The organism is Ruminococcus difficilis, assembly GCF_016680995.1.
Genome location: NZ_JAEQMG010000171.1, coordinates 1 through 23,639 on the forward strand (window position 1 = coordinate 1; position 23,639 = coordinate 23,639).

The following is a 23,639-nucleotide window of genomic DNA, read 5'->3' on the forward strand; positions in this document are numbered from 1 at the left end:
TATATTTCGTATAGCTTTGTTGGGCTCCTTGACAGGCGCCAGCCTGTCTGCGTCTCCCGTCGCGCTATCCGAAATATATCACTAATATCTGATTAAATCTTTTTATCAAGGATTAGTATAACGGAAAAGGAGTCAATCACCATGACTATCGTAACCACCTGGGATAAGGTCAAGACCTATCTTCTCTCTATCCTCGTGCCGCTGGTATCGGGAGCGCTCGTCGGACTGCTGACCTCGGGCTCGATGGACTATACCTCTCTCGAGAAGCCGCCGCTCGCACCGCCGTCGATCCTCTTCCCCATCGCTTGGAGTGTACTGTACCTGCTGATGGGTATTTCGCACGGTATCCTCAAGGTCAACGACCTGAGCGACAGCTACACGGAGATCCCCTACTACGCCCAACTGATCGTCAATCTGCTCTGGCCGGTGCTGTTCTTCGTGTTTAAGTGGCGACTGCCCGCGTTCATCTGGATCGTCACGCTCGACATCCTTGTCATCACGATGGCGGTGCGCTTCTATAAGCGGCACCGAACCGCGGGATTGCTCCAGCTGCCGTATATCGCATGGGTACTGTTCGCAAGCTATCTCAACCTGGGTATCTACCTTTTGAACGGGTAGAGCGCAACAAGCGAGATTCATCCCGCCCACGAATTAAACCTTATACAGCCTTCATGTAGGGGTCGAATGACTTTTACCCGTTCGAAAGCGACGAAATAGAAACGCATATCCGTGATGTCGCCCTGTTGACGCAGAACGATCGGGCTGAATGAATTCGGCCCCAACAATAGACCTTGCACCACTTCATATAGGGATCGAACGAACCCTACTTAAAGCATTTACAATTTCTCATTCTTAACTCTCCTCATAAAACATATTTATGCGATAGATAGAAAAACATTGACAAATCTCTGACACGGGATGTACAATAAGCTTGTACAATAACCATTAGGAGGTTAACGATATGAAAAAAGCATTGGCATTGTTACTGACGATTCTGCTCGTAGCAGGCGCGTTACCCTTTATGAGTGCCGCTGCCGCTGAGGGTAAGGGCACTCCGGCTGCGTTCGCTGCCGACAAGGCTCTCTATGTTCATGCGGTCAGCGATTCGACCGATGCAGAAGCGTGGCAGGCATGGCAGAGCGTCCACGACGAGGATTTCAACGTCGAAAAACCGAACGAGAAGTACTTCTTTCTACCTTCATCCGCCGCAAGCGACACGATCGACGTCTATAACGGCTACGATCAGACGGTCACGGTAAACGGCGTCACGATCGCCTCTCACACCACCGAGGCTATCCCCTATGCTGCTGACACCGCCTACACGGTCACCGCGGACGGCAGCAGCTACACCCTAAAGATGATGAACTCGAACGCAGAGGCAGCTGTCTACATCAACAACCCCGACGCCGACGGTGCAGGCACCGACCTGATGACCTATCTCAACGCGGATAAGGCAAACAGTGCCAAGGCGACCGGCGCGATCGTCACTCCCGACGGCGCGATCGACAACACCACCGTAAAGAAGATCAAGGGCAGAGGCAATACCTCGTGGGACAAGCCCAAGAAGGGCTACAACATCACCTACGATAAGAAGGTCGGTATCGCGGGAATGGAGAAAAACAAGAAGTACTCCATCCTCCCGAACTACCAGGACGACTCCCTCTCCCGCAACCGCATCCTGTATGATCTGTCCGACGCGGTCGGTATGCCCTACGCCTCCGACTCGCGCTACGTCGACTTCTACGTCAACGGCTACTACTGGGGCTCCTACCTGATGTGTGAGAAGGTCGAGCCCGGCAGCCTCGTGCCCGAGGTCTCCGACGACGGCTATCTCAACGAGGACGGCACCATCAAGGAGGACTTCCCTTTCATCGCCGAGGTCGACGCGAGCGCCGGCGACGATGACTACTGGGTCAGCGCCAGCAATCTCAAAATCACCATCAAATCCCCCGAGATCGATCCCGGTCAGCCCGGCTACGACGAGGTCAAGGAGTATGTCAAGACCAAGTTCACCGCCTTTTACAACGCCACCTCCACCACCGGCAATCTCGCGGCAGTCGCCGACGTCGAATCCGTCGCGAAGCTGTACCTCATCAACGAACTGGGCAAAAACTGGGACAGCGGCGTCTCCAGTACCTTCTTCACCTATAAGCAGGATGAGAACGGCGTCTACAAATTCTACGGTTCTCCCGTATGGGATTACGATAACTCGCTCGGCAACGCGGTCGGCGTAAGCTGGGATCTGAGAACCATCGGTGTGACCGATTATGAGGAATACACAGGCTGGTGGTGCCAGCACAAGGGCAAGAGTTCCGCAAGCTCCAAGCGCTCCTCCAATATCATCGCGCGTATTTCCCGCAACCAGCAGATCGCAGCGATCGTACCGCAGATCTGGTTCGAGGACTTTGTTCCCGCGCTGGAGCACTTCTCCGGCGAGAAGATCGATCAGACGATCGGCAGCGAGCTCTATACAAAGAACGAGTATTTCACGATGATCGAGGATTCCGCCGAGATGAATTACAAGAGCGGCTGGCTCCTGAACACCGGCAGCTGGATCGCCGATCATTCGACCCTTAAAAAGGCGACCTATGATAAGGATACGCAGAAGATGATCGTCTCATCGACTGCTACCCGCTACGGTCAGAACTTCACCGACATGTACAACTATGCCGCTGACTGGATGCTCAGCCGCGCGGCATGGCTCTCCGAGCAGTACGCACCCGACTACACCCCCTCAAATCTGCTGGGTGACGCGAACCTCGACGGCGAGGTCGACATCATCGACGCAACATGGATCATGCGCAACGACGTGGGCATTATTACCTTCTCCGATGAAGAGAAGAATGTTGCCGACGTTGACCGTGACGGTGAGGCAGACGTCATCGACGCGACATGGATCATGCGCTGGTCGATCAACATCGAGACCCCCTACGCCATCGGTAAGCCGATCAGATGACGTACCGCAAAGGAAAGTCCGTCAACTAACGGATCAGTTGTCAGTCTCCCTCAACCATCTTCCCGATAATCGGGATCCTCTCTTTCGGAAAGCAGCCCTGAACCGGGCTGCTTTCTTCTTTTCCCTTCCGTGAAGGTTGCCAATCCAACGGAAATGTGCTACAATGAAAGAGGTAAAATAGCTGTCGAAATCAGGTGTTTTATGATAAAACGCAAACATGTTATATATCTTACGCAAGCGGCGATGATCGCGTCGATGTACGCCGTGTTGACCATTGCACAGAACCTGCTGATCCCGGGATCCGCCTCAACGGCGGTACAGTTCCGCGTTGCAGAAGCGCTGACAGTGCTCGCCGTCTACACCCCCGCCGCGATCCCCGGGCTGACCCTCGGTTGTGTAATTGCAAACATCAGCTCGGTCACAGCGGGACTGGGCTTTTACGACATGATCTTTGGCGCGACAGCCTCGCTGTTTGCGGCGGTTGCCATGTACCTGCTCCGCAACGCGCGCGTTAAGAATATCCCCGTGCCGGCACTACTGATGCCCGCTCTGTTCAATGGACTGATTATCGGCTTTGAGATTGACTTCTTCTTCATCGGCAGCCTGCACTTCAACACGGTAGACTTTCTGCTGCAAAGCGGCTTGGTCGCCGTCGGAGAACTCGCCGTACTCCTCGTGCTCGGTACGCCGCTCTGCGTCCTTCTTAACAAGAAGGGCGTGCAGATGGGCGTTGTAATCAAGGATTAGTAATACCCGCCGTGCCTTTTGGATGTATGATACGCCGGATATGGGCAAAACAATACATACTCCACCATCATGCCGGCTCACGCCGCGCTCAGTCTATATGAAGCAGTCCGCGCCCGGTCAGGTTATCATACTAATCCTTAATAAAAACCTTTATCATCTATTGCGCTATATTTCGTATAGCTTTGTTGTCGTCGTCGTTCGCTGTACACAGTGGCGCTTAGCCAATCGCTACGCTCTTGGAGCGCTGTTGCATGGGAGTTGTAAACCAAATCACAGATTTGGACAACTCCTCATCTGAAGGCTACTCCGGTTGGTATGCCTTGACCTCGTGCCGCGACTCCTCCTCTCCCCACAACGCGAGGCGTTGTAGGGACCCCGGAAGTGACAGGCGCCAGCCTGTCTGCGTCTCCCGTCGCGCTATCCGAAATATATCACTAATATCTGATTAAATCTTTTTATCAAGGATTAGTATAAACAGTCATTATATGAGGGGTTATAAGTCTGACATATACCAAACTCGATCACGAAACGTCCGGATAAGGAAATCAATCAATACACTGCTCTCCGAGAGCGAGGCTTTCGGGGAGCTTTTATACGTTCAGCAGATTGATTAATCGCGTCGGTTGTGGTAGTATATTAGCAGAAAGCGAAGTGACAGGTATGATGGATTATGATAAAAAGCGAGGTGGCTTTATATGCAGACATCGGAGAGCTTTCGGCTGAGCGCCGTGCTGTCCTTCTCGGGAGGACTGCAGGACGCCTACACGTATAATGTCAGGGACGGCGTCTTTGCCAACGCCCAGACGGGCAACGTTGTCCTGATGAGCCAGAACTTCATGTCCGGCGATCCCGCGGGCGGTCTGCGGTATATGCTGCCGCTGCTGTCGTTCGCGCTTGGTATCTTCGCCGCCGAGAGGATCGAGCATTTCTTCAAGGAGAAGAACCGTATCCATTGGCGCCAGATCGTCATCCTGATCGAGGCGTTCGTGCTCGCCGCGGTCGGTTTCATGCCGCGGGAGTACCATATGATCGCGAATATGCTGGTCTCCTTCACCTGTGCGATGCAGGTACAGACCTTCCGCAAGGTACACGGCTTCGGCTACGCGAGTACCATGTGCATCGGCAATCTCCGCAGCGGTACCGAGAGCCTCTCGCAGTTTATGCGCACGCATGAGAAACCCGCTTTGTATAAAGCCCTGCACTTCTTCGGCATTATCCTGATATTTGCGATTGGCGCGGGCGTCGGCGGCGTGCTGTCGGGATGGCTCGGCATCCGCACGATCTGGATCTCGGTTGCGCTCCTCCTGATCGCGGGCGCGATGATGTTCCGCGAGTCATCGGAAGGCAGCAGCCGTGATGCCAAAGAGCCGAAAGCATGAATCAATTGTAAATGTTCCCCGAAAGTGAGTCTTTCGGGGCTTTTTTCATAGACCAATATCATTCTTTGATGTATAATGTGTATCAGATTTCAATTTCTGAAAGAAAGGACAGGTTTTATGAGCAGGACGTTAGGCTCATGGAGCGGAATGAGGAAGTATCTTGAGCGGGAGATGCTCGCAGACAGCATGAAGGGCAGAGTGAGGTATAATTGCACGACCTATGTCGGTATGGATGACTGCAAGATCTTTGAGCTGTTTCTCGACGGCAAACTGTACAAGCAGTTTTCTTGGGAAACGGTGCAGTCGTACTTCCACCGCACCGGTCTTGTCGAACGGGATGCAAAGCTCGATTCGACCGCCGAGTACTGGAGCGGTTTTTGGGAAACGCTTGCCGATATCCCCGTGAGCAAGCGTGATGAATATACCGATAAAGAGTTCTGTACCGCTTTGGAAGCCTATCGAAACAGCGATATCGCTGACAGCCTGACCGCCGATGATCCGATTCAGCGGATGTTCGCTGTGCTTGATCGGCGTACCGGCAAGCAAAGCCTGAAAAAGCTCATGAACGACCCGGACGCTCATCCCGCGTGGCTTTGTAAAATCATTCTGCTCAGAGCTGACGCCGAAGGCATGACTCAAATGTAAATGTTCCCCGAAAGTGAGTCTTTCGGGGCTTTTTTCATAGACAAATATCATTCTTTGATGTATAATGAATTAGATTATGTAAACGGAAAGGGAGGATCCGAGTGGAGGAACAATCTCTCAGGCGCGATGAGCTTTGCTTCTCGTCGCTGAGCACATACCGCAACGCCATCTACGGTTTGTCGGCACTGTGGATCGTACTGTTCCACGGCATGGCGCTGGGTAAGGTGCATTTCGGCGAATCGGGCAAGCTGATCGCCGAGGTCCTGTCGATGGGCAACATCGGCGTCGATATCTTCGTTTTGCTGTCGGGTATCGGACTGTATTTCTCGCTGTCTAAGAAGCCGCGGCTCGGAAGCTTCTACCTCAGGCGGCTGCTGAGGATCTATCTGCCGTATCTGCTGCTCGCTGTACCGTATATCTTCTATATGTGCCTGATCGCGAGTCATCAGGTCGGCTTGTTCTTCAAGGCGGCGTTGGCGGTGAATTACTGGACAGGCGAGGACGACCCGATCGTCTTCTGGTATGTGCCGTCGATCATTGCGTTCTATCTGCTTTCTCCCCTGATCTACCGCTTCATCCATTATAAGGAGCGCTTCGCCCTGCTCCGCACGGCGATCCTCGCGCTCGTGACGGTAGGGCTGACCTACGCCGTGTATCGGCTGTTCCCGGTCGCGTGGGATAACTTCGATAAGATACTGCCACGCTTGACGGTGTTTATCATCGGCATGTATATGGGCAGGCTCGTTAAAGAGAAGCGCAGGTTTTCGCCGCTGTTTTTGATCGTGTGCATGGTGGTGATCGGGCTGGGTGTCCCGCTGTACGGCGGCTCGACTCTGCACGGCTTTTACTACCGCTATTACGGCTCGCTGACAGGTATCGCCCTGACCTTCGTGATGGCGCAGGCGTTTGTGACCCTCTCCAAGCTCAAGCTCGATAAGCTGATGGCGTTTTTCGGCGGGTTTTCGCTCGAGATCTACATTGCGACGAGCATCGGCAGAAAGGTCTACGCGACTACCTCGTTCTACAGCGGTCATGTGTACCGCAATTATCTCTTGTTCATGATCCCGTTCATGGTCGCGGCGTATCTTGCCTCGCTGATCCAGCGGGTGATCTTCAAGAAAATCACTCCTAAATCATCAAAGGAGAAAACCTCATGAAAGTGCTCAAAAAGCTCTTCGGCGGTATCAATCTGACATGGCCGAAGCTGATCATCTTCGCTGTAGCGATCGGCGTATATACCGGTTTGATCAATCAGGTGCCGTTCTTGTATGACACCTCCCTGCGTGATTCCGCGATCTACTTCGACCGCTGGGTGCTGTTCGGTATCCTGATCATCATGAATTCAAAGAGCAATATCGACTCAGCGCTCAAGTGCTTTGTGTTCTTCCTGATCAGCCAGCCGCTGATCTATCTGGTCGAAGTACCCTTCCTCGGGTGGTCGGTCATGCAGTACTACCGCAACTGGATCTTGTGGACAATCCTGACCCTTCCGATGGGCTTTATCGGCTATTATATGAAGAAGGACCGTCCGTGGGGACTGATCATCCTCGTGCCGATGCTGCTTCTGGTCGGCGGGCATTATAGCTTATACTTCGGACAGATGCTGTTCTCGTTCCCATTCCATCTGTACAGTACGATCTTCTGTGCGGGTACCTTGGTGCTTTATTCACTCTGTATCTTCTCCGATAAGCGGGTGAAGCTCGCCGCGCTGATCATCAGCGGTCTAATGATCGTCGGCGGGACGGTGTACAATTTCGTCAAGCCCCCTGTTTACATCACTGATATTTTGTCGAGCGGGGGAGAGACCGCTGCGACGACCTTTGACGACAGCTACAAGGTCTATTGGGACAGCGACTCCCACGGTGATCTTTCGATCCGCTATGAAGAAGCCACCGAGGATTATCTGGTACATGCCGAGCTCACGCACAGCGGTCAGGCGGCGTTTACGCTGGAAGCGCCCGACGGCAGCAAGCTGAACTATGACATTATGATCGAGCGCAATACTTACGAAGTAAAGAAGAAATAACGGAGGTAAGGATGATGAAACGGATAGTCTGCCTTTTGACGGCGCTGATACAGATGGCAGTTGTACTGACCGGCTGTCAGTCCGATACTGTGTTGCTCACTACGGCGGGCGGAACGCAAATCGACATGAACCGTCAGGACATTACGGGCATCAAGTGCGCAGGCTCTGTCAACGGCGAACAGGATTTTTTGATTGAGGGGGAAGAGGCGCAGCAGCTTTTTGATTATATACGCGGCTTGTGTACCGGGGAGAGTGAAACCCCCGAGCCGTCGGCTAATCTGATACATTTAAACTTCAGTACGACTTTGGATTCGGAGACCGCATGGTTGGGTGATTATACCGTACAGGACAACGGCATGATCCTATTCCTGACATCGCCCGTTGACAGCTATATGCATACCTTCACTTGTGATAAAAATGAGTATGACGCGATCCTGAAGCTCGTACAGCTCTGAGGTGATACGGATGAAGAAACGAAGAAAATTGACCGAAGCCCCCGATAAGTGTCCTCGATGCGGAAATAGATTTACTTGGGCGCCCGTTGACCCTAAGAGCCACAAGGGCTTCAGCGTCAAGCAGGCGTCGATCGGTATTCTGCTGCTTGGACCGCTGAGTCTGATCGGCGGCTCCATGGGCAGAAAAGCGAGGAGAAGGCAGTATTATTACTGCGAACAATGCGGCTTTGATATGGAGTACGCAGATAAGCGAAAGGGGCGTTCACGGTGAAGGATGAACAGCTGAAATGGACGATGACCGACAGCCGTATGCTCCTGCATACGCCGGTATTTGATGTGAACGAGCAGCATGAGCTCTCTCCGAACGGTCTCGAGGGCGATTATATTGCGATGGACGCGCCCGACTGGGTCATGGTGATCGCCGAGTACAAAGGCTGCTTCGTGACCGTGCGTCAGTGGCGCCACGCGGCAGAGGCGATCAGCGTAGAGTTCCCCGGCGGCGTCGCGGACGCGGGTGAAGACCCCGCTCAGGCGGCGGCGAGAGAGCTCTATGAGGAAACGGGCTTCAAGGCGAACAGTCTGATTCATCTGGGTACCGTCTACCCGAACCCGGCGCTGTTCAAGAACCGTTACCACGTCTATCTGGCGGAGGATTTACAGCCGACAGGCGAACAGGCTCTCGATGATGATGAGCTGTTGACCTATGAGCTGAAGCCCGTCGATGAGGTGATCCGCTCCTTCGGTAACGCGGAGTACGGTCATGCTCTGATGGGTACGGCGCTGATGTTCTATCTCAGACACAGAAGTAAAGGCGGTGTATGAGATGCGTACGATCGGTAATGTTTTATGGTTCCTCTTCGGCGGGATTCTCAGCGGACTTGCCTGGTGTTTGACGGGGCTTCTGTGGTGCGTCACGATCATCGGTATCCCGATCGGGCTCCAGTGCTTCAAGCTGTCGGGTATGTCCTTCTTTCCGTTCGGTAAGGAGATCGTCTACGCAGGCGGCGCAGTTTCGTTCCTTGTCAACGTGCTGTGGTTCCTCTTCGGCGGATTTTTGATGGCGATGCTAAACGCGACGCTCGGACTGCTGTGGTGCGTTACCATCATCGGTATCCCTTTTGGCTTGCAGTTTTTTAAGCTCGCGAAGCTCTCCTTAGCTCCCTTCGGCGCGGAGATCCGCTATATTCAACAATAGAATTTGATGAAAAAATCAGCCCGCGGTTCATTGAGCCGCGGGCTTTGTGTATCATGATTCGGTTGTTTCTTCGGGGATCAGATCTTCGGTTACATCTGTTCCGGTGGGGATGACGGCGGGCTGATAGGTGATTTTTTTGCCCGGGCTTTGGTGGCCGGTCGCGAAACTGTCGGGGTAGCCGTTTGCGCCGATGCCGCGTACCGTGTAGGTGTATGTGCCGCCTGCGCGGACATTCTCATCGAGGTAGCTGTCGCCGTAAACAGTATCGAGTGCCGTCCAGCTCTTGCCGTTGTGCAGATATACGCGGTAGCGGTCGATGTTGCTGTCGGGAGTCCAGCTGATCCTTACGCCGGTTGCTTCATTCGTCAGCGTGAAATCGGGCGTCGCGTAGCGGGTCGCCGTAAATCCGTCGTGTACGAAGTCGCTGATGTAGCTCTCTTTCGCATTCATACAGCGGACGGTGTAGACGCGTGTCTCGCCCTGCTGGATCGCAGTGTCGGTGTAAGAGGTACCGGTCACCTTTGCGAGCCTGATCCAGTCGCCCGAGGCGTTCTTGTAAAAGACGCGGTAGCTGCTCGCTCCCTTGACAGCGCTCCAGCTCAGAGTGACGCCGTTGTTGACGACAACGATATTGCTGACTATCGGTGCGGCGATATAGGTGATCTTGAAGCCGGTATGGTTGAAGTCGCTGATGTAGCTGTCGTTCTTGTCGATACAGCGGACGGTATAGATGTAGGTCGTGCCGCTGACGGCGGTAGTATCGGTGAAGGTGTTCGCAGTGGTAGTGCCGAGTCGTACCCAGCTGCCGGCGCTGTTCTTCTTAAAGACGCGGTAGCCGTAAACGCCGCTGATCGCGTTCCACTTGAGCAGAACGCCGTCGATTGAGCTCGAGATGCTGTTGACCTTCGGTGCGGCGGGTCTGCTGCCCTTTACGCCGGTGCGGTCAAAGTCGCTGGTGAATACGCCCTTATTATCGACGCAGCGTACGGTATAGGTGCGGGTCTCGCCGGACTTGATCTTGGTATCGGTGAAGGATGTGGTCGTGACGGTGCCGAGATTCGTCCAGCCTGTCGCGTTCTTACAGTAGACGCGGTAGGCGAAGGCGCCCGGTACCTTACCCCAGCTTACGACGACGCCGTTGGCGGCGGATACAGCGGAGGTGATCTTCGGGGTAGACAGCCCGTAGGCGATCTTCCAGCCGGTATGATTATAGTCACTGATCGGATTATGGTTCCCGTCAAGGCATCTGAGCGTGTAGGTATAGGTGTTACCGAAGGCGACGTTCGTATCGGTATATTCGGTCGTTGTGACATTACCCAGTCCGACCCATCCCGCTCCGTCAAGACGATAGATGCGGTAGCCCTTTGCGCCGCTTACCGCGCTCCATTTGAGCTTTATTCCGTTCGTTACGGCGGTAAGGGAGCTGATGGCGGGGGTCGCGATGGATTGTGTGTCGATGATCTTGACGGTACCGCTGTTGTCGACGGTGACGGGATAGCTCTTTGAGCCGCCGGTGTTGGCGGTCACCTTAACGGTGGTCGAGCCGGTGCCGACAGCCTTGATTCTTCCGTACTTGTCGACGGTGACGATATCGGTATTGCCGCTCTTGTAGGTGAAGGTCGAGAAGGCGTTGACGGGATAGACCTCGGGTACCAGCATAAAGGCGGTGCCTACGCCCATGATGACGCCTTCCTTCTCGAGGCTGAACTTCTCGAGGGTGGCGGACTTAGTGTAATTGGTGCCCGCCTTGACGAGGTTGTAGCTCTTGTAGTAGGTGAGGTTGTTGGCGCAGCTGAGGGTCGTGTTGCCGGATACGTCAGCGGCGCTCGTATTGGCGGTGAAGTAGATGCCGTGTTTGCCGGTCTTTTTGACGCGGTTGTTCCTGACGGCGGTCGCCTTGGTGCTTTCCATCAGGCAGATACCCTGATTGGCGGTGGTGTTGACGTCATTATTATTGACGTTGCCGAGTGTGCAGGTATAGGAGCAGATACCGTACTTGCCGGTATTCTCGATATAGTTGTTACTCACGCTGCTCGCGGTGCTCGAGCGCAGCTGGATGCCGTCCGTCTCGGGCTTGATAATGGTGTTGTTGTTCACGGCGGTGAACTTGGAGTTGTATCTGAGCAGCATGCCCATGTATCCGGAGGCGGAGGCATGGACGGTGTTCCTCGTGTGGATGAGCTCGTTGCCCTTGATGACAACGTTCCTGCCGTACTCTACGCGGATACCGTGACCGCGGACGTCGATATAGTTGTCGCGGATGTTGACGGTATCGTTATAGTATTCGCCTACGGGCAGTCCCGCGGAGCTGTCGGAAGTGTTCTTGGGGTAGAGAGCGGTCAGGTTGGTGCCCAGTACGGCGATGCCGTGGCTCTCGTAGGAGGCATAGATATCGTCGAGTGTGCCGATGTTGTGCAGCTCGTTGTAGCAAATGTTGATGTTCGAGTTCACCGGAGCGATATACTTCTCGGAAATGTTCTTGTCCGATTCGACATGACCGATCTTGTAGAAGTCGGAGGCGAGATAGGTGCCGTTGCCGCGGTACATGACGGAGTAGACCGTGATGCCGCGGGGTGCGTTGTCGATGTAGTTGTTGGTGATATTGGTGTTCGACCATCCCATGCCCTGGATGGCGATACTCTTGATATTGGTAAAGGAGTTGTTGCGAATGGTGATGCCGCTGTGCGGGTTATTGAGGATATTGGTGTGGGAGCCGATGCCGCGGGGGACGTTATCGAAGGTACAGCCCTCGATCAGCACGTTCTTCATGCTCAGCGCCTCGGCATGCGCCTCATAGATATGGAAGGGGTAGAGGACGTCCAGCTGGAGCGCCTCATAGCCGAAGTTGCCCTTCTCGAGGATCTGATCGCGGAAGGTGCAGTTGCGGATGGTCATGCCGTCTACGCCCGCGACCTCCATCATATGCGCGTTGAGGTCGTTACACAGGGTCACGCCGTCCATGGTGAAGTTCTTCGCGTGGAAAACCTTGATCAGCGTGTTCGAGCCCTGGTTACCGTCCAGTACGCCGCCGATCAGGTGGATGTTTTGGTAGCAGTAGCCCTCGGGACCCTCCTCGTTGGTATCCTTTGCGCCGACCTTGATGATGTTGGTGTCGCTCTCGTGGACGAGGGTGACGCCGCGCATATCGAGCGTGGTATTGTCGTAGATGCGCAGAAGGGTGTTCAGACCGTATGTGCCGGCGGGGATGACGACCGTGTAGGGATCGCTCTCGGTCGCGTTATCGCGTGCCGTGTCCAGCGCATTCTGGATCGCTTCGATCGGCCCCAGCGTCTCGATATCTTCCGCGCTGACGGTTATCACAGCTGACGATGACCCGGTACCATTAAACTCGGCTGCGGGTACGGCGGCTGTCGCGACACTGACCGCCATGACCAGAGAAAGCAAAAGGGAAAGCGCGTGCTTTATGATTGGTTTCATCCGAATACTCCTTTGATATAATATAGATGAGAATATACACTATAAATTTACCTTTTTTTATATCATTTGTCAACTTTACGGAGAGAAAATAGGCGTTTTGTCATATAATTGTAACCAAAAAGGCAGCCTGCGGAGGGATTCCGCGGGCTGCCTTGATGAAATATCGTTATGTATTATGAGGATTTATGGCAGGAGCCTGACATCGCGCAGGTTTTGCAGTTGCCGCAATTGCATACGACCGACTTGCCCTGCTTCTTCTTCCTGACCATACTGACGATGATCGCCGTGACGATCGCGATCAGTACGGCACAGACAAAGATCGTACCGATATTCTCGCTGATCCATGTAAGCATTTTGTCATCTCCTTTTTTGAATCGTCATTTTTATTTTTGTTTTGAGGACGCTTTAGCTTGTTGACACTCTCAGCCGATCACTTGATCTTGACCTTCTTGGTGAGCTTATCCGCCTCTTTGTAGGGCTTGAACAGCATGAAGACCATGCCCGCGATCAAGAGGATCGCGATGATCAGACCGATCACGTTCAGATTACCGGTGAACGCGCCGCCGATCTGGTTGATGCACAGGGCGACAGCATAGGCGAACAGGCACTGGTAAGCGATCGCGAAGGCGGTCCACTTGCCGGAGTTCATCTCGCGCTTGATCGCACCCATCGCCGCAAAGCACGGCGCGCACAGCAGGTTAAATACCAGGAACGAGAAACCTGTCACGCCGGTGAATACCTGAGCGATAGCCGCCCATGTGTTGAGCTGACCGCCGCCGTACAGCGTACCCATGGTCGCGACGATGTTCTCCTTTGCGATCAGACCGGTGATCGAGGCGACAGCCGCCTGCCAGTTGCCCCAGCCGAGCGGAGCGAAGATCCATGCGATCGCGTTGCCGAACGCCGCAAGCATGCTGTTGCCGATCTCTTCCTCACCGAGCATCGTGAATGTACCGTCGACAAAGCCGAAGCGGCTCAGGAACCACAGCACGATGGTGGACAGAAGGATGATGGTGCCCGCCTTCTTGATGAACGACCAGCCGCGCTCCCACATCGAGCGCAGAACGTTGCCGAGAGTCGGCATGTGGTACGCGGGCAGCTCCATGACGAAGGGAGCGGGTTCACCCGCGAAGGGCTTGGTTTTCTTGAGCATGATACCCGAGCAGATGATCGCCGCCATACCGATGAAGTAAGCGCCGGTGCTGACCCACGGCGAGCCACCGAAGATCGCGCCCGCGATCATCGCGATGAAGGGGATCTTCGCGCCGCAGGGGATGAAGGTGGTGGTCATGATGGTCATGCGTCGGTCGCGCTCGTTCTCGATGGTACGCGACGCCATGATGCCGGGAATGCCGCATCCGGTACCGATCAGGATCGGGATAAAGGACTTACCGCTGAGACCGAATCGGCGGAAGATACGGTCGAGTACAAAGGCGATACGCGCCATGTAGCCGCACGCCTCGAGGAACGCCAGCAGGAGGAACAATACCAGCAACTGGGGTACAAAGCCCAGTACTGCTCCGACGCCCGCGATGATACCGTCGAGAATCAGGCTGGACAGCCATGCGGGGGTGTTGAGTGCGTCGAGTCCTCTGCCGACCAGAACCGGGATACCGGGTACCCATACGCCGAACTCGGCGGGATCGTCGGTCTTGCCCTCATTCTTGACGAATATCTCGGCGGCTGACTTGACGTCCTCGCCGGTGACGGTCTCTTCGCTGACCTCAAGGGTCTCTTCGTCCTCTACCTCAAAGGTGAACTCGTCGGTGGTCTTGACGCCTGCCGCGAACTCCTTGACGGTCGATACCGCCTTAGCGGGATCGTAGCTCTCGCTTTCGAAGTCGAGCGCCTCGAGTATCGCTTCATTACCGGAGGCTTCAGCCGAACCGACCAGAACGCCGACGGCGTCAGCCTGCTCCTCCGCCTGAGCGGTACCGATACCGAAGAGGTGCCAGCCGTCGCCGAACAGTCCGTCGTTCGCCCAGTCAGTCGCCCATGATCCGACGGTGACCATCGAGATATAGTAGACGAGGAACATGATGACAAGGAAGATCGGCAGACCCAGCCAGCGGTTGGTGACGACCTTGTCGATCTTGTCTGAGGTCGAGAGCTGACCCTTCTGCTTATTCTTATATACGCCGTTGATGATTTTTCCGATATATACGTAGCGCTCGTTTGTGATGATGGACTCTGCGTCGTCGTCGTATTCATCCTCGACCGCCTTAATATCCTTCTCGATATGAGCGCGGGTCTGTTCACTGATGCCGAGCTTTTCGATCACCTTGTCGTCGCGCTCAAAGATCTTGACCGCGTACCAACGCTGCTGTTCCTCGGGCATATCGTGTACGCACGCTTCCTCGATATGAGCGATCGCGTGCTCGACGGTACCGTCGAAGGGGTGCTTCGGGACGGGTTTCTTGTCCTCGGCTGCCTTGATGGCGGCTTCTGCGGCGTCCAGAACGCCGCTGCCCTTTAAGGCAGAGATCTCCACGACCTTGCAGCCTAAGGCGCGGCTGAGCTCGGCGGTGTTGATCTTGTAGCCGTTTTTCTCTACGACGTCCATCATGTTGATCGCGACCACGACCGGGATGCCCAGCTCGCACAGCTGCGTCGTCAGGTAGAGATTGCGCTCGAGGTTGGTGCCGTCGACGATGTTGAGGATCGCGTCGGGGCGTTCCTCGATCAGGTAGTTACGCGCGACGACCTCTTCCATGGTGTAGGGGGAGAGCGAGTAGATGCCCGGCAGGTCCGTGATGGTCACGTCGCTGTGCTTCTTGAGCTTACCCTCCTTCTTTTCGACCGTAACGCCCGGCCAGTTACCGACGAACTGGTTGGAGCCTGTCAGCGAGTTGAACAGGGTGGTTTTACCGCTGTTCGGGTTACCCGCTAAAGCAATTGTCAGATTCATTTCCTTACCTCATTTCATAAGATGTAAGCTTAGGCTAATTCGGTTAACATAAGCTAATCGTTTGTCAAAAAAATAAGCGGAGACCGCTTATTCCACCTCGACCATCGCTGCGTCCGCCTTGCGGATGGACAGCTGATAGCCGCGCACGGTGATCTCGAGCGGATCGCCCAGCGGCGCTACCTTCTGCACAGTAACCTCGACGCCCTTGGTGATACCCATATCCATGATGCGGCGTTTGACGGCGCCCTCACCGTGGAGCTTTTTGACCTTTGCGGAGCCGCCGATCGCGACATCTCTAAGAGTTTTCATGTGTTTTGCCTCCTTGTTATTGGTGAATGGTGAACGGTAGGGGGAGCTTTGTTCTAATCCGCCTTCTGTCACCGATTCCGATATCAGATCATGATCTTCTGCGCCATCTCTTTACTGACGGCGATGCGCGCGCCCTTTACGTTGACGATCAGGTTGCCGCCCATGGAGCTGACGACCGTGACGGCGCCTCCGGGGACAAAACCCAGATTCTGCAGATGCGTACGTACCTCTGCATTTCCGCCGATTCGCTTGATGATATATTCTTCGCCGAGCGCTGCGAGTGTAAGTGGCATGTGTATTCTCCTTTATGAAGATAATTGCAGATGGTTAGCTCAAGCTAACCCACGTACCTATTATAGCGAGCTTCGCGTCGGTTGTCAATAGATTTGACAAAATTTTTCCCGATAACCTGCGGCACTGTACCTGACGATACTCCGTTGACTTTTTACAGACTGAATGATATACTTTTTTATACAGGGAGAAGGGAGAGTGTCGTTAATGGCTGAGATCGGAAGTTTGATCGACGACAGATATCGGCTGATACGTTATATCAGTAAAGGCGGCACCTCTAAGGTCTATTTGGCTGAGAATATACGCCTCGGCAATCTTTGGGCTGTTAAGGAGATTTGCAAGACCGGAGAACATAACAATGAGTTGTTCATTAACGGTCTTAAGAGCGAGGCGGAGATGATGAAAAATCTTGATTACCCTGCCTTTCCGAGAATTGTCGATATCATCGAGGATTCTGAGGCGCTGTATCTGGTGATGGATTACATCGAAGGACGCACGCTGCAGGACGTCCTGTCACAGGAGGGTCCTCAATCCGAGGAGACCGTCCGGGAATGGGCAATACAGTTGTGTGAGGCGCTTAGTTATCTTCATGGACAGCAACCACCGATCATATACCGTGATATGAAGCCCTCCAACGTGATACTCAAGAACGACGGGAGCCTTAAGATCATCGACTTTGGTACCGCCCGAGTTTTCAACCCTGATAAGGCAAACGATACGATTGCGCTGGGAACGGGCGGTTTTGCGCCGCCGGAGCAGTATCACGGACGAACCGACGCTCGATCCGATATCTATGCCTTGGGCGTGACCATTAAATATCTGATTACGGGCATTACCCCATGGGACAACAGTACGCCTCAGGAGAACGGCAGAATGTCGCCGAATATGGCGGCGGTAATCAGCCGATGTACCGCGTTCTATCCCGAGCAGCGATTCCGGAGCTGTCAGGAGCTTGCATATGCGCTGCAAAACCTCTATTTATCGACGGATCATCCTGTCAGGAAAGCGCAAACAGTTCAGCCTGCGGTACGTTATATCCCTTCAAAGCCCGTGAAACGATCGAACCCATGGCCGGTGGTGATCATGGTTTTGTCGATACTCGCCTTCCTGGTTGGGATGGGTATAATCGTACAGAACCGGACTGAAAAAACTACGACGTCATCCGCTTCGACCGTACCCTATTCCAGCGTAGCGGATTTTGCCGATCTGATCACAACCGAAGAAGAAGCGCGGCTTGCGCAGATGCTTGATCGCTCCTATTCCCATGATCATTTTGTTACGGCGGTTGTGACAACTAACTCGCTGGGCGGTAAGGATATCAAGGATTATTCGATTGATTATTATGAGAACCATCTTTCCGGCTTCAGCGACAATTCAGACGGCATCATGTTGTTGATCGGCGTTGAGGATAAAAAGATGTATATTACGACTACAGGCTCCGCTATAACCAAGTTCCCGGATGATTCGCTCAACGAAATCTTTGACGCGATGGAATCTGATATCGCGAACGGTGATTATGGAAGGGCGTTTGAGACCTTTGCGCGGTACACCGAGATAAAATAATTTGATTATTGCCTTAATATACAGGAGTATATCATAAGAAACAGCGCAGCTTTTGAGCGAATTGCACAAAAGTTGCGCTGTGTTTTTATATGTTTAGTGGATTTTCTCTTTCAGAGCATGTTTTTTATTGTATGGTTTACAAATTTGTTATATAATGATATGGTAGTTCGGAAATCGGACAAGTGCAAATCTGTACTCAGTACTCTTGAAAGGAGTTTTTACATTGAAACAGTATGACGCGAAACACATCTTAAACATCGCTATGGCGGGTCACTCCGGCGCGGGCAAGACCTCTGTCGCCGAGGCGATGCTGTATCTTTCCAAGGCGAGCGACCGTCTGGGTAAGATCGCCGACGGCAACACCCAGCTCGACTATGATCCCGAGGAGATCCGCCGCAAGGTATCGATCGTTACCGCCGTGGCTCCCGTGGAGTGGAAGAATACCAAGATCAATATCATTGACACCCCCGGTCTGTTTGACTTTGAGGGCGGCGTATATGAGGGCTATCGTGCCGCCGAGACCGCGGTCATCGTCGTATCCGCCAAGGACGGCGTCAACGTCGGTACCGAGAAGGCAGTCAAGGCTGCCGATAAGGAAGGTCTGACCAAGATCTTCTTCGTCAACGGTGTTTGTGATGAGGATGCGCGCTTCTATCGCGTTCTCGAGGATCTGAAGGCGACCTTCGGTCCCTCTGTATGCCCTGTAATCGTTCCCCATATCGAGAACGGTCAGGCGAATACCTACATCAACCTGCTCGAATATAAGGCTTATAAGTATGACGCGAAGGGCAACGTGACGCCTACCCCCATCATCCCCGAGATGGGCGACCGCTTTGAGGGTCTGCGTGAGGCGATCAAGGAAGCCGTAGCCGAGACCTCTGAGGAATTGATGGAGAAGTTCTTCATGGAGGAGGAGTTCACCCCCGAGGAGATCATCACCGGCGTATCTCAGGGCGTCAAGGACGGCTCTCTGTGCCCCGTATTCTGCGGCGACGCTTCCACCACCTTCGGTATCGAGCAGTTCCTGAACAGCATTACATGGCTGGCTCCCACCGCTGCCGATAACGGCGGCGAGACCGCTGTCGACGTCAACGGCGACCCCGTAGAGATCGCCTGCAACGAGCAGGGTGCTACCGCCGCGATCATCTTCAAGACCGTTGCCGACCCGTTCGTCGGTAAGCTGAGCTACTTCAAGGTCGTTTCCGGTAAGGTCTCCACCGATGCGCCGCTGATCAACATGCGCACCGGTAACCAGGAGCGCATCACCAAGGTGCTCACCGTCCGCGGTAAGAAGCAGGAGGACGCCTCCGCTGTCGTCGCCGGCGATATCGGCGCGATCCCGAAGCTGACCTCCGCCAATACCGGCGATACCCTCTGTTCCCCGACCCGTAAGGTCATCCTCGACGGCATCGATTATCCCGCTCCTTCCTTCTCTATGGCGGTTTATCCGAAGAAGAAGGGCGAGGAGGATAAGGTCGCTCAGGGTCTGGCGCGTCTGGCTGAGGAAGATCCCACCATCAAGTATGTCAGTAACCCCGAGACCAAGGAAATGGTGCTCTCCGGCATGGGCGAGCAGCATCTGGACGTCGTCGTCAGCAAGCTGAAGGCGAAGTTCAATGTCGAGGTTGAGTTAAAGCAGCCTAAGGTCGCTTACCGCGAGACCATCCGCGGCAAGTCCGACGTAGAAGGTAAGCATAAGAAGCAGTCCGGCGGTTCCGGTCAGTACGGTGACGTCTGGATCAAGTTCGAGCCCTGCGACAGCGAGGGTCTGGAGTTCGAGATCGCCGTCGTCGGCGGTTCCGTTCCGAAGCAGTTCTTCCCCGCGGTTGAGAAGGGTCTGATGGAATCCATCAAGAAGGGCCCGCTGGCAGGTTACCCGGTCGTTGGCGTCAAGGCGACTCTCTACGATGGTAAGTACCATCCCGTTGACTCCAATGAAATGGCGTTCAAGACCGCCGCTCAGTTGGCGTTCAAGGCGGGTATCCCGCAGGCGAAGCCCGCTCTCCTGGAGCCGGTCGGTACCCTGAAGGCGAACGTTCCGGACGCTAACATGGGCGATATCATGGGCGAGGTAAACAAGCGCCGCGGTCGTGTTCTCGGTATGAACGCGGGCGAGAGCGGCATGCAGATCGTCGAGGCTGAGGTCCCGATGGCTGAGATGGCTGACTTCTCCGTATTCATGCGCCAGTGTACTCAGGGTCGCGGCACCTTCAGCTTTGAGTTCGAGCGCTATGAGGACGCTCCCGCTCAGGTAGCCCAGAAGGTTATCGAAGAAGCCAAGGCTGACGAATAATCAAGAGTTAAACAATGTATAGAATCACACCCTGCATATCGTCATGCAGGGTGTGTTATCCTTTATGGAGGTTGATCATGAGGGTTAAGCATTTTACCAAAGGCTTTTGAGATTGCTGTCGCGGCAGTCGAAGGCACGGTATATGCGATTGCTTTCAAGCGGTATGAGTATCGCGAAACCTACCGTCCGTGGCTCGCAGTACTCTATGCCGTTATTGCAAATCTCATCACTTATGTAATTGGTGCATATCTCTGCTCTCTGCCGGTTTGATCAATCAATAGAGGATAATCGAAGGGGGTCGACTCAAGAAGCCAACCCCCTTTTTGTATGCAAGATAGATCGAGCTCCCTCTCTCGAGGGGGCTTTCTGTCAGTGATAGACCATGATGGTCTTTTGTTCACCGATCGGGTAGGGCGTGCTGATCTGCGCGAGATATCGCTGGATCATGGTTGCGTCGATGACGTCGAGTTCCTCTCCCGTTACCGAGGCGCGGGTGATCGCGCGGTCATCGAGCGAGGGCAGGATGTTCGAGAGACATCGCTGGATCAGCGTGACGTCTACTGCCTCCACTTCACCGTTTCCGTCGGTATCGCCGACGATGTAGGTGTAGGGAGTCAGACCGTAGTAGGTTCTCAGCCATTCGTTGCGATCGCCGCACCAGTTCTTGAGGAAGTTATAGTTTTCCTCGTAGGTCGCGAGCGGCACCTTCTGGTAATTCAGCCACCAGCGGCTGACCTTCCAGATGCCGAAGTTACGGTTGAATAACGCCTGATATTCATTCCTCAGCGTATCAAGCGTACCGCCGTCGGCGGAGATCGCCGCGATCTCATCGTAGTGCGCGGCATAGACGCGCTTGACCTCGTCGATGAACCAGTCCTTATCACAGAGCCAGCGGTAGAGGTTCTTTGTCGTCTGCATGATGCCGTCCGAGCGTGCGCCTTCCTTTGCGGCGGCGGATTGGATATCCGCGTTGGCGTTGCCTAAGGCGAGGTCATAGTCCCACGGAGGCCCCGCGTAGAGCTTGCCGTCCTTGTAGAAGAAGAATACCGACGACATACCGAAGTCGAGGGTCTTGGCGTACTCATTGAGCAGATAGTATTTCGCGAAGGAGTCGATATCGAGCCTCTCGCGGATCTGTTCCTGTGTACCGTAGCGCAGGGTCGTAACGATATCCGTTATCACGCCGGTGATGTAGGCGGTCTGGTCGCTGTCGGGCGGGTCGGGCTCGCTGACCGCGAACCGTACGCCGCTGATGTTGATGTAGACGATGTCTGCTTCACTTCGGGTCGCCTCGTATTCGAGCAAAAAGTCCTTGTTGCCGTCCGTGTCAATATCCACCCTGTCACCGCCCGCCTGAACAGGCTCGTAGACGGTGTAGCAGCCGCGGTAGGAGCCGTCGAGCCACAGCTCAACGAATTTTTGACGGGATACATAAGGCAGACCAAGCTTGTCGGCAAGGTCAAACATGAGATAGTTGCGCAGGAGGGTGGGGTCGAAGCAGTTTGCGAGCAGCGCCCATTTCTTTCCCTTTCCCATGCCGAGAACGTCGGTCTTTTTGTCAAATTTGAAGGTGAAGCCCTTCTTCGGGATGGAAGCGATGGCGGTGCTGTTGCCGCGTACCTTGAATTGTACCGCGCCGCTGAGTGCGCTGCCGTCGGTGTCGGTGATGCTGATCTGCGCGTTGACGTAGCCGTCCTCCTTCTGCAGGGTCGCGCCGTTGCCGTCGACGGTGTCGATCTCGATCTTCGGTACTCCGATCGCGCCTTCGTCGGATAGGTCGGGCACGGCGCCTGTTACGGCAAGGTCAGGATCATCGTTACAGATGACCGCCTCATACGGCGGCTCGGTTTCCGCCGCATGAGCCGTTACGCAAGCGGAAAACAGGAGCAGTCCGCAGAACAGGAGAGAAAGGATTCTTTTCATAGGTATATCACCTCTTTATTGCAGTCATTATAGCATGAAAGTTGATAAAACACAAGAAAGGCATGAAAACAGGAATAAACTTGATAATTGACAAGAAAACTTTGCAAAAAGTATTGACAAGTAAACTTGGCAGTGCTATAATGACAACATCAGAAATGACAAGTAAACTTGTCAAGAATTGATTCATTCGGCTGAGATTATCATGGTTGAATGACAATGAAAAAGGAGATGTTGTCATGAACAGAGAAGATATTTTGAAAAAAGCGCAAACGGAGAACAAAGGCAAGGATTATGCCGATATCGAAGCGCAAAAGAGCGGAACCCGCACTGCTTATTTTGTCGCAGTGTTACTGGTTATTTTCGTTGATACGGTTAACGGTTTTGTTCTTGGATATGTCAATCGCGGTATGGACTTTGTTCTTTTTACGATGGCATTTGTCGCTTTTCTGACCAAGTATATTATACTTCGCAAGCGGCACGAGCTGTTCGTCACCATTATGTGGGGCTTACTGGCGCTGATGATGTTGGTAATTTGGATTCTGCAGCTCTGTGGGGTGATGGCGTAATGGATAATGAATTGATTCTGAAAAATAACCTTGCCGCCGTTCGCAAGGAGCAGAAGCTCTCGCAGTCGGAGTTGGCGCAGATGGTCGGCGTATCTCGCAACACGATCAGCTCTATTGAGACGGGGCAGTTCAACCCGACCGCCAAGCTGGCTCTGATTCTCTGTATCGCACTGGATAAAAAGTTTGAAGAATTATTTTATTTCTGAGTAATACTGAGGAGGATTCGTTATGAAAACAGCAGTTGTTTACTATTCTATGAGTGGCAATACACAGTTGACCGCCGAAAAAATCGCTGCTCAAACTAGTGCCGAGCTGATTCGTATCGAGCCGAAAAAGGCGTATCCGACTGCCGGTTTCCGCAAGTTTTTATGGGGCGGCAAAAGCGCCGTGATGGGCGACAAGCCCGCGCTGACGCCTTATCGCTTTGACGGTGAGTTCGACAGGATCATATTCGGAACGCCTGTCTGGGCAAGCAGCTTTACGCCGCCGCTGAGAACCTTTATCGAAGAGAATCGTGAAGCGCTCAAAGGGAAGACCGTAGCTGCGTTCCTTTGTTGTTCCGGCGGCGGAGCGAACAAGGCGATCGAAAAGCTTAAACAGTTTTTGGATATTAAAGACTTTGACGCTCAGCTTGTACTGATCGATCCCAAGGATAAGCCTTCCGGTGATAATGAAAAGAAGATACAGGCGTTTTGCCTGAGTCTGAATAGTTAAAACGGTGAAAGAAAGCTCCCGATCGCTCGGGCAATATCATTAAGATAAGGCAACAATAAGTAATACCTCGTACTCAAATAAGGGTACGGGGTATTTTTTTGAAGATTATTTGAAATTTTTAGTAAAAAGACTTGACAAATCAAAAGAAATGTGCGGCTGAATCTGTTCGTTGCACGAACAGGTTCAGCCCTTGTAATTAGGAGTAAAATCCAATCTTAATTACAAGGAGCA

General features: G+C 53.6%; 22 protein-coding genes. 16 read left to right on the forward strand and 6 right to left on the reverse strand.

The window, feature by feature from the left end; genetic code table 11:
* The first annotated feature begins 141 nt into the window (after window positions 1-141).
* The 11 genes from JKK62_RS15565 (at window position 142) to JKK62_RS15615 (ending at window position 9,403) form a co-directional block, all read left to right on the forward strand.
* On the forward strand, window positions 142-618 hold the full coding sequence (locus JKK62_RS15565; RefSeq protein WP_201428724.1) for a TspO/MBR family protein: 477 nt from the start codon (window positions 142-144) through the stop codon (window positions 616-618).
* Between the two features lie 343 nt (window positions 619-961).
* Window positions 962-2,956 carry a CotH kinase family protein gene (locus tag JKK62_RS15570; RefSeq protein ID WP_201428725.1) on the forward strand — a complete coding sequence of 665 codons (1,995 nt, stop codon included), beginning with the start codon at window positions 962-964 and terminating at the stop codon, window positions 2,954-2,956.
* 201 nt (window positions 2,957-3,157) lie between these two features.
* Window positions 3,158-3,703: a QueT transporter family protein gene (locus JKK62_RS15575; protein WP_201428726.1), complete on the forward strand. Its 546-nt coding sequence runs from the start codon at window positions 3,158-3,160 to the stop codon at window positions 3,701-3,703.
* 695 nt (window positions 3,704-4,398) lie between these two features.
* Complete coding sequence (locus JKK62_RS15580; RefSeq protein WP_201428727.1) at window positions 4,399-5,082, forward strand: YoaK family protein; 684 nt, start codon at window positions 4,399-4,401, stop codon at window positions 5,080-5,082.
* A gap of 117 nt (window positions 5,083-5,199) precedes the next feature.
* On the forward strand, window positions 5,200-5,727 hold the full coding sequence (locus tag JKK62_RS15585) for an SF0329 family protein (RefSeq protein ID WP_201428728.1): 528 nt from the start codon (window positions 5,200-5,202) through the stop codon (window positions 5,725-5,727).
* A 101-nt stretch (window positions 5,728-5,828) separates the two neighbouring features.
* Window positions 5,829-6,884, forward strand: coding sequence for an acyltransferase family protein (locus tag JKK62_RS15590; protein ID WP_201428729.1), 1,056 nt, complete (start codon window positions 5,829-5,831; stop codon window positions 6,882-6,884).
* A complete protein-coding gene (locus JKK62_RS15595) occupies window positions 6,881-7,753 on the forward strand; it encodes a hypothetical protein (RefSeq protein ID WP_201428730.1) in 873 nt (290 codons plus the stop codon). Before JKK62_RS15590 ends, JKK62_RS15595 begins: the two co-directional genes overlap by 4 nt.
* Window positions 7,754-7,764: 11 nt before the next feature.
* A complete protein-coding gene (locus JKK62_RS15600) occupies window positions 7,765-8,208 on the forward strand; it encodes a hypothetical protein (RefSeq protein ID WP_201428731.1) in 444 nt (147 codons plus the stop codon).
* A gap of 10 nt (window positions 8,209-8,218) precedes the next feature.
* Window positions 8,219-8,479: a hypothetical protein gene (locus JKK62_RS15605; protein WP_201428732.1), complete on the forward strand. Its 261-nt coding sequence runs from the start codon at window positions 8,219-8,221 to the stop codon at window positions 8,477-8,479.
* A complete protein-coding gene (locus tag JKK62_RS15610) occupies window positions 8,476-9,030 on the forward strand; it encodes an NUDIX hydrolase (RefSeq protein ID WP_201428733.1) in 555 nt (184 codons plus the stop codon). Before JKK62_RS15605 ends, JKK62_RS15610 begins: the two co-directional genes overlap by 4 nt.
* Before the next feature lies 1 nt (window position 9,031).
* Window positions 9,032-9,403: a YccF domain-containing protein gene (locus JKK62_RS15615; RefSeq protein ID WP_201428734.1), complete on the forward strand. Its 372-nt coding sequence runs from the start codon at window positions 9,032-9,034 to the stop codon at window positions 9,401-9,403.
* A gap of 51 nt (window positions 9,404-9,454) precedes the next feature.
* Here the strand turns inward: JKK62_RS15615 and JKK62_RS15620 are convergent, their stop codons facing one another.
* The 5 genes from JKK62_RS15620 to JKK62_RS15640 all read right to left on the reverse strand — a co-directional run bounded on the left by JKK62_RS15620 (window position 9,455) and on the right by JKK62_RS15640 (window position 16,351).
* Window positions 9,455-12,841, reverse strand: a complete 3,387-nt coding sequence (locus JKK62_RS15620; protein WP_201428735.1) for a right-handed parallel beta-helix repeat-containing protein — start codon at window positions 12,839-12,841, stop codon at window positions 9,455-9,457.
* 173 nt (window positions 12,842-13,014) lie between these two features.
* Window positions 13,015-13,194, reverse strand: a complete 180-nt coding sequence (locus JKK62_RS15625; RefSeq protein ID WP_201428736.1) for a FeoB-associated Cys-rich membrane protein — start codon at window positions 13,192-13,194, stop codon at window positions 13,015-13,017.
* A gap of 77 nt (window positions 13,195-13,271) precedes the next feature.
* Entirely contained in the window at window positions 13,272-15,749 is a 2,478-nt protein-coding gene (feoB, locus tag JKK62_RS15630; protein ID WP_201428737.1) for a ferrous iron transporter B, read from the reverse strand.
* An 87-nt stretch (window positions 15,750-15,836) separates the two neighbouring features.
* On the reverse strand, window positions 15,837-16,058 hold the full coding sequence (locus JKK62_RS15635; protein ID WP_201428738.1) for a FeoA family protein: 222 nt from the start codon (window positions 16,056-16,058) through the stop codon (window positions 15,837-15,839).
* An 83-nt stretch (window positions 16,059-16,141) separates the two neighbouring features.
* Window positions 16,142-16,351, reverse strand: coding sequence for a FeoA family protein (locus JKK62_RS15640; RefSeq protein ID WP_201428739.1), 210 nt, complete (start codon window positions 16,349-16,351; stop codon window positions 16,142-16,144).
* Between the two features lie 205 nt (window positions 16,352-16,556).
* Between JKK62_RS15640 and JKK62_RS15645 the strand changes: the two genes are divergently transcribed.
* On the forward strand, window positions 16,557-17,912 hold the full coding sequence (locus JKK62_RS15645) for a serine/threonine-protein kinase (protein ID WP_201428740.1): 1,356 nt from the start codon (window positions 16,557-16,559) through the stop codon (window positions 17,910-17,912).
* Window positions 17,913-18,135: 223 nt separating this feature from the next.
* Window positions 18,136-20,205: an elongation factor G gene (locus tag JKK62_RS15650; protein WP_201428741.1), complete on the forward strand. Its 2,070-nt coding sequence runs from the start codon at window positions 18,136-18,138 to the stop codon at window positions 20,203-20,205.
* Window positions 20,206-20,574: 369 nt separating this feature from the next.
* On the opposite strand, the gene JKK62_RS15655 is transcribed toward JKK62_RS15650, so the two are convergent.
* Window positions 20,575-22,128: a CotH kinase family protein gene (locus tag JKK62_RS15655; protein WP_201428742.1), complete on the reverse strand. Its 1,554-nt coding sequence runs from the start codon at window positions 22,126-22,128 to the stop codon at window positions 20,575-20,577.
* A gap of 236 nt (window positions 22,129-22,364) precedes the next feature.
* Between JKK62_RS15655 and JKK62_RS15660 the strand changes: the two genes are divergently transcribed.
* Genes JKK62_RS15660 through JKK62_RS15670 form a run of 3 tightly spaced genes read left to right on the forward strand, consistent with a single transcriptional unit; the run spans window position 22,365 to window position 23,408 of the window.
* Entirely contained in the window at window positions 22,365-22,694 is a 330-nt protein-coding gene (locus tag JKK62_RS15660; RefSeq protein ID WP_201428743.1) for a DUF6442 family protein, read from the forward strand.
* Entirely contained in the window at window positions 22,694-22,900 is a 207-nt protein-coding gene (locus JKK62_RS15665) for a helix-turn-helix transcriptional regulator (RefSeq protein ID WP_201428744.1), read from the forward strand. The genes JKK62_RS15660 and JKK62_RS15665 overlap by 1 nt, the downstream gene beginning before the upstream one ends.
* 22 nt (window positions 22,901-22,922) lie before the next feature.
* Window positions 22,923-23,408, forward strand: coding sequence for a flavodoxin family protein (locus JKK62_RS15670; protein WP_201428745.1), 486 nt, complete (start codon window positions 22,923-22,925; stop codon window positions 23,406-23,408).
* The last annotated feature ends 231 nt before the right edge of the window (window positions 23,409-23,639 follow it).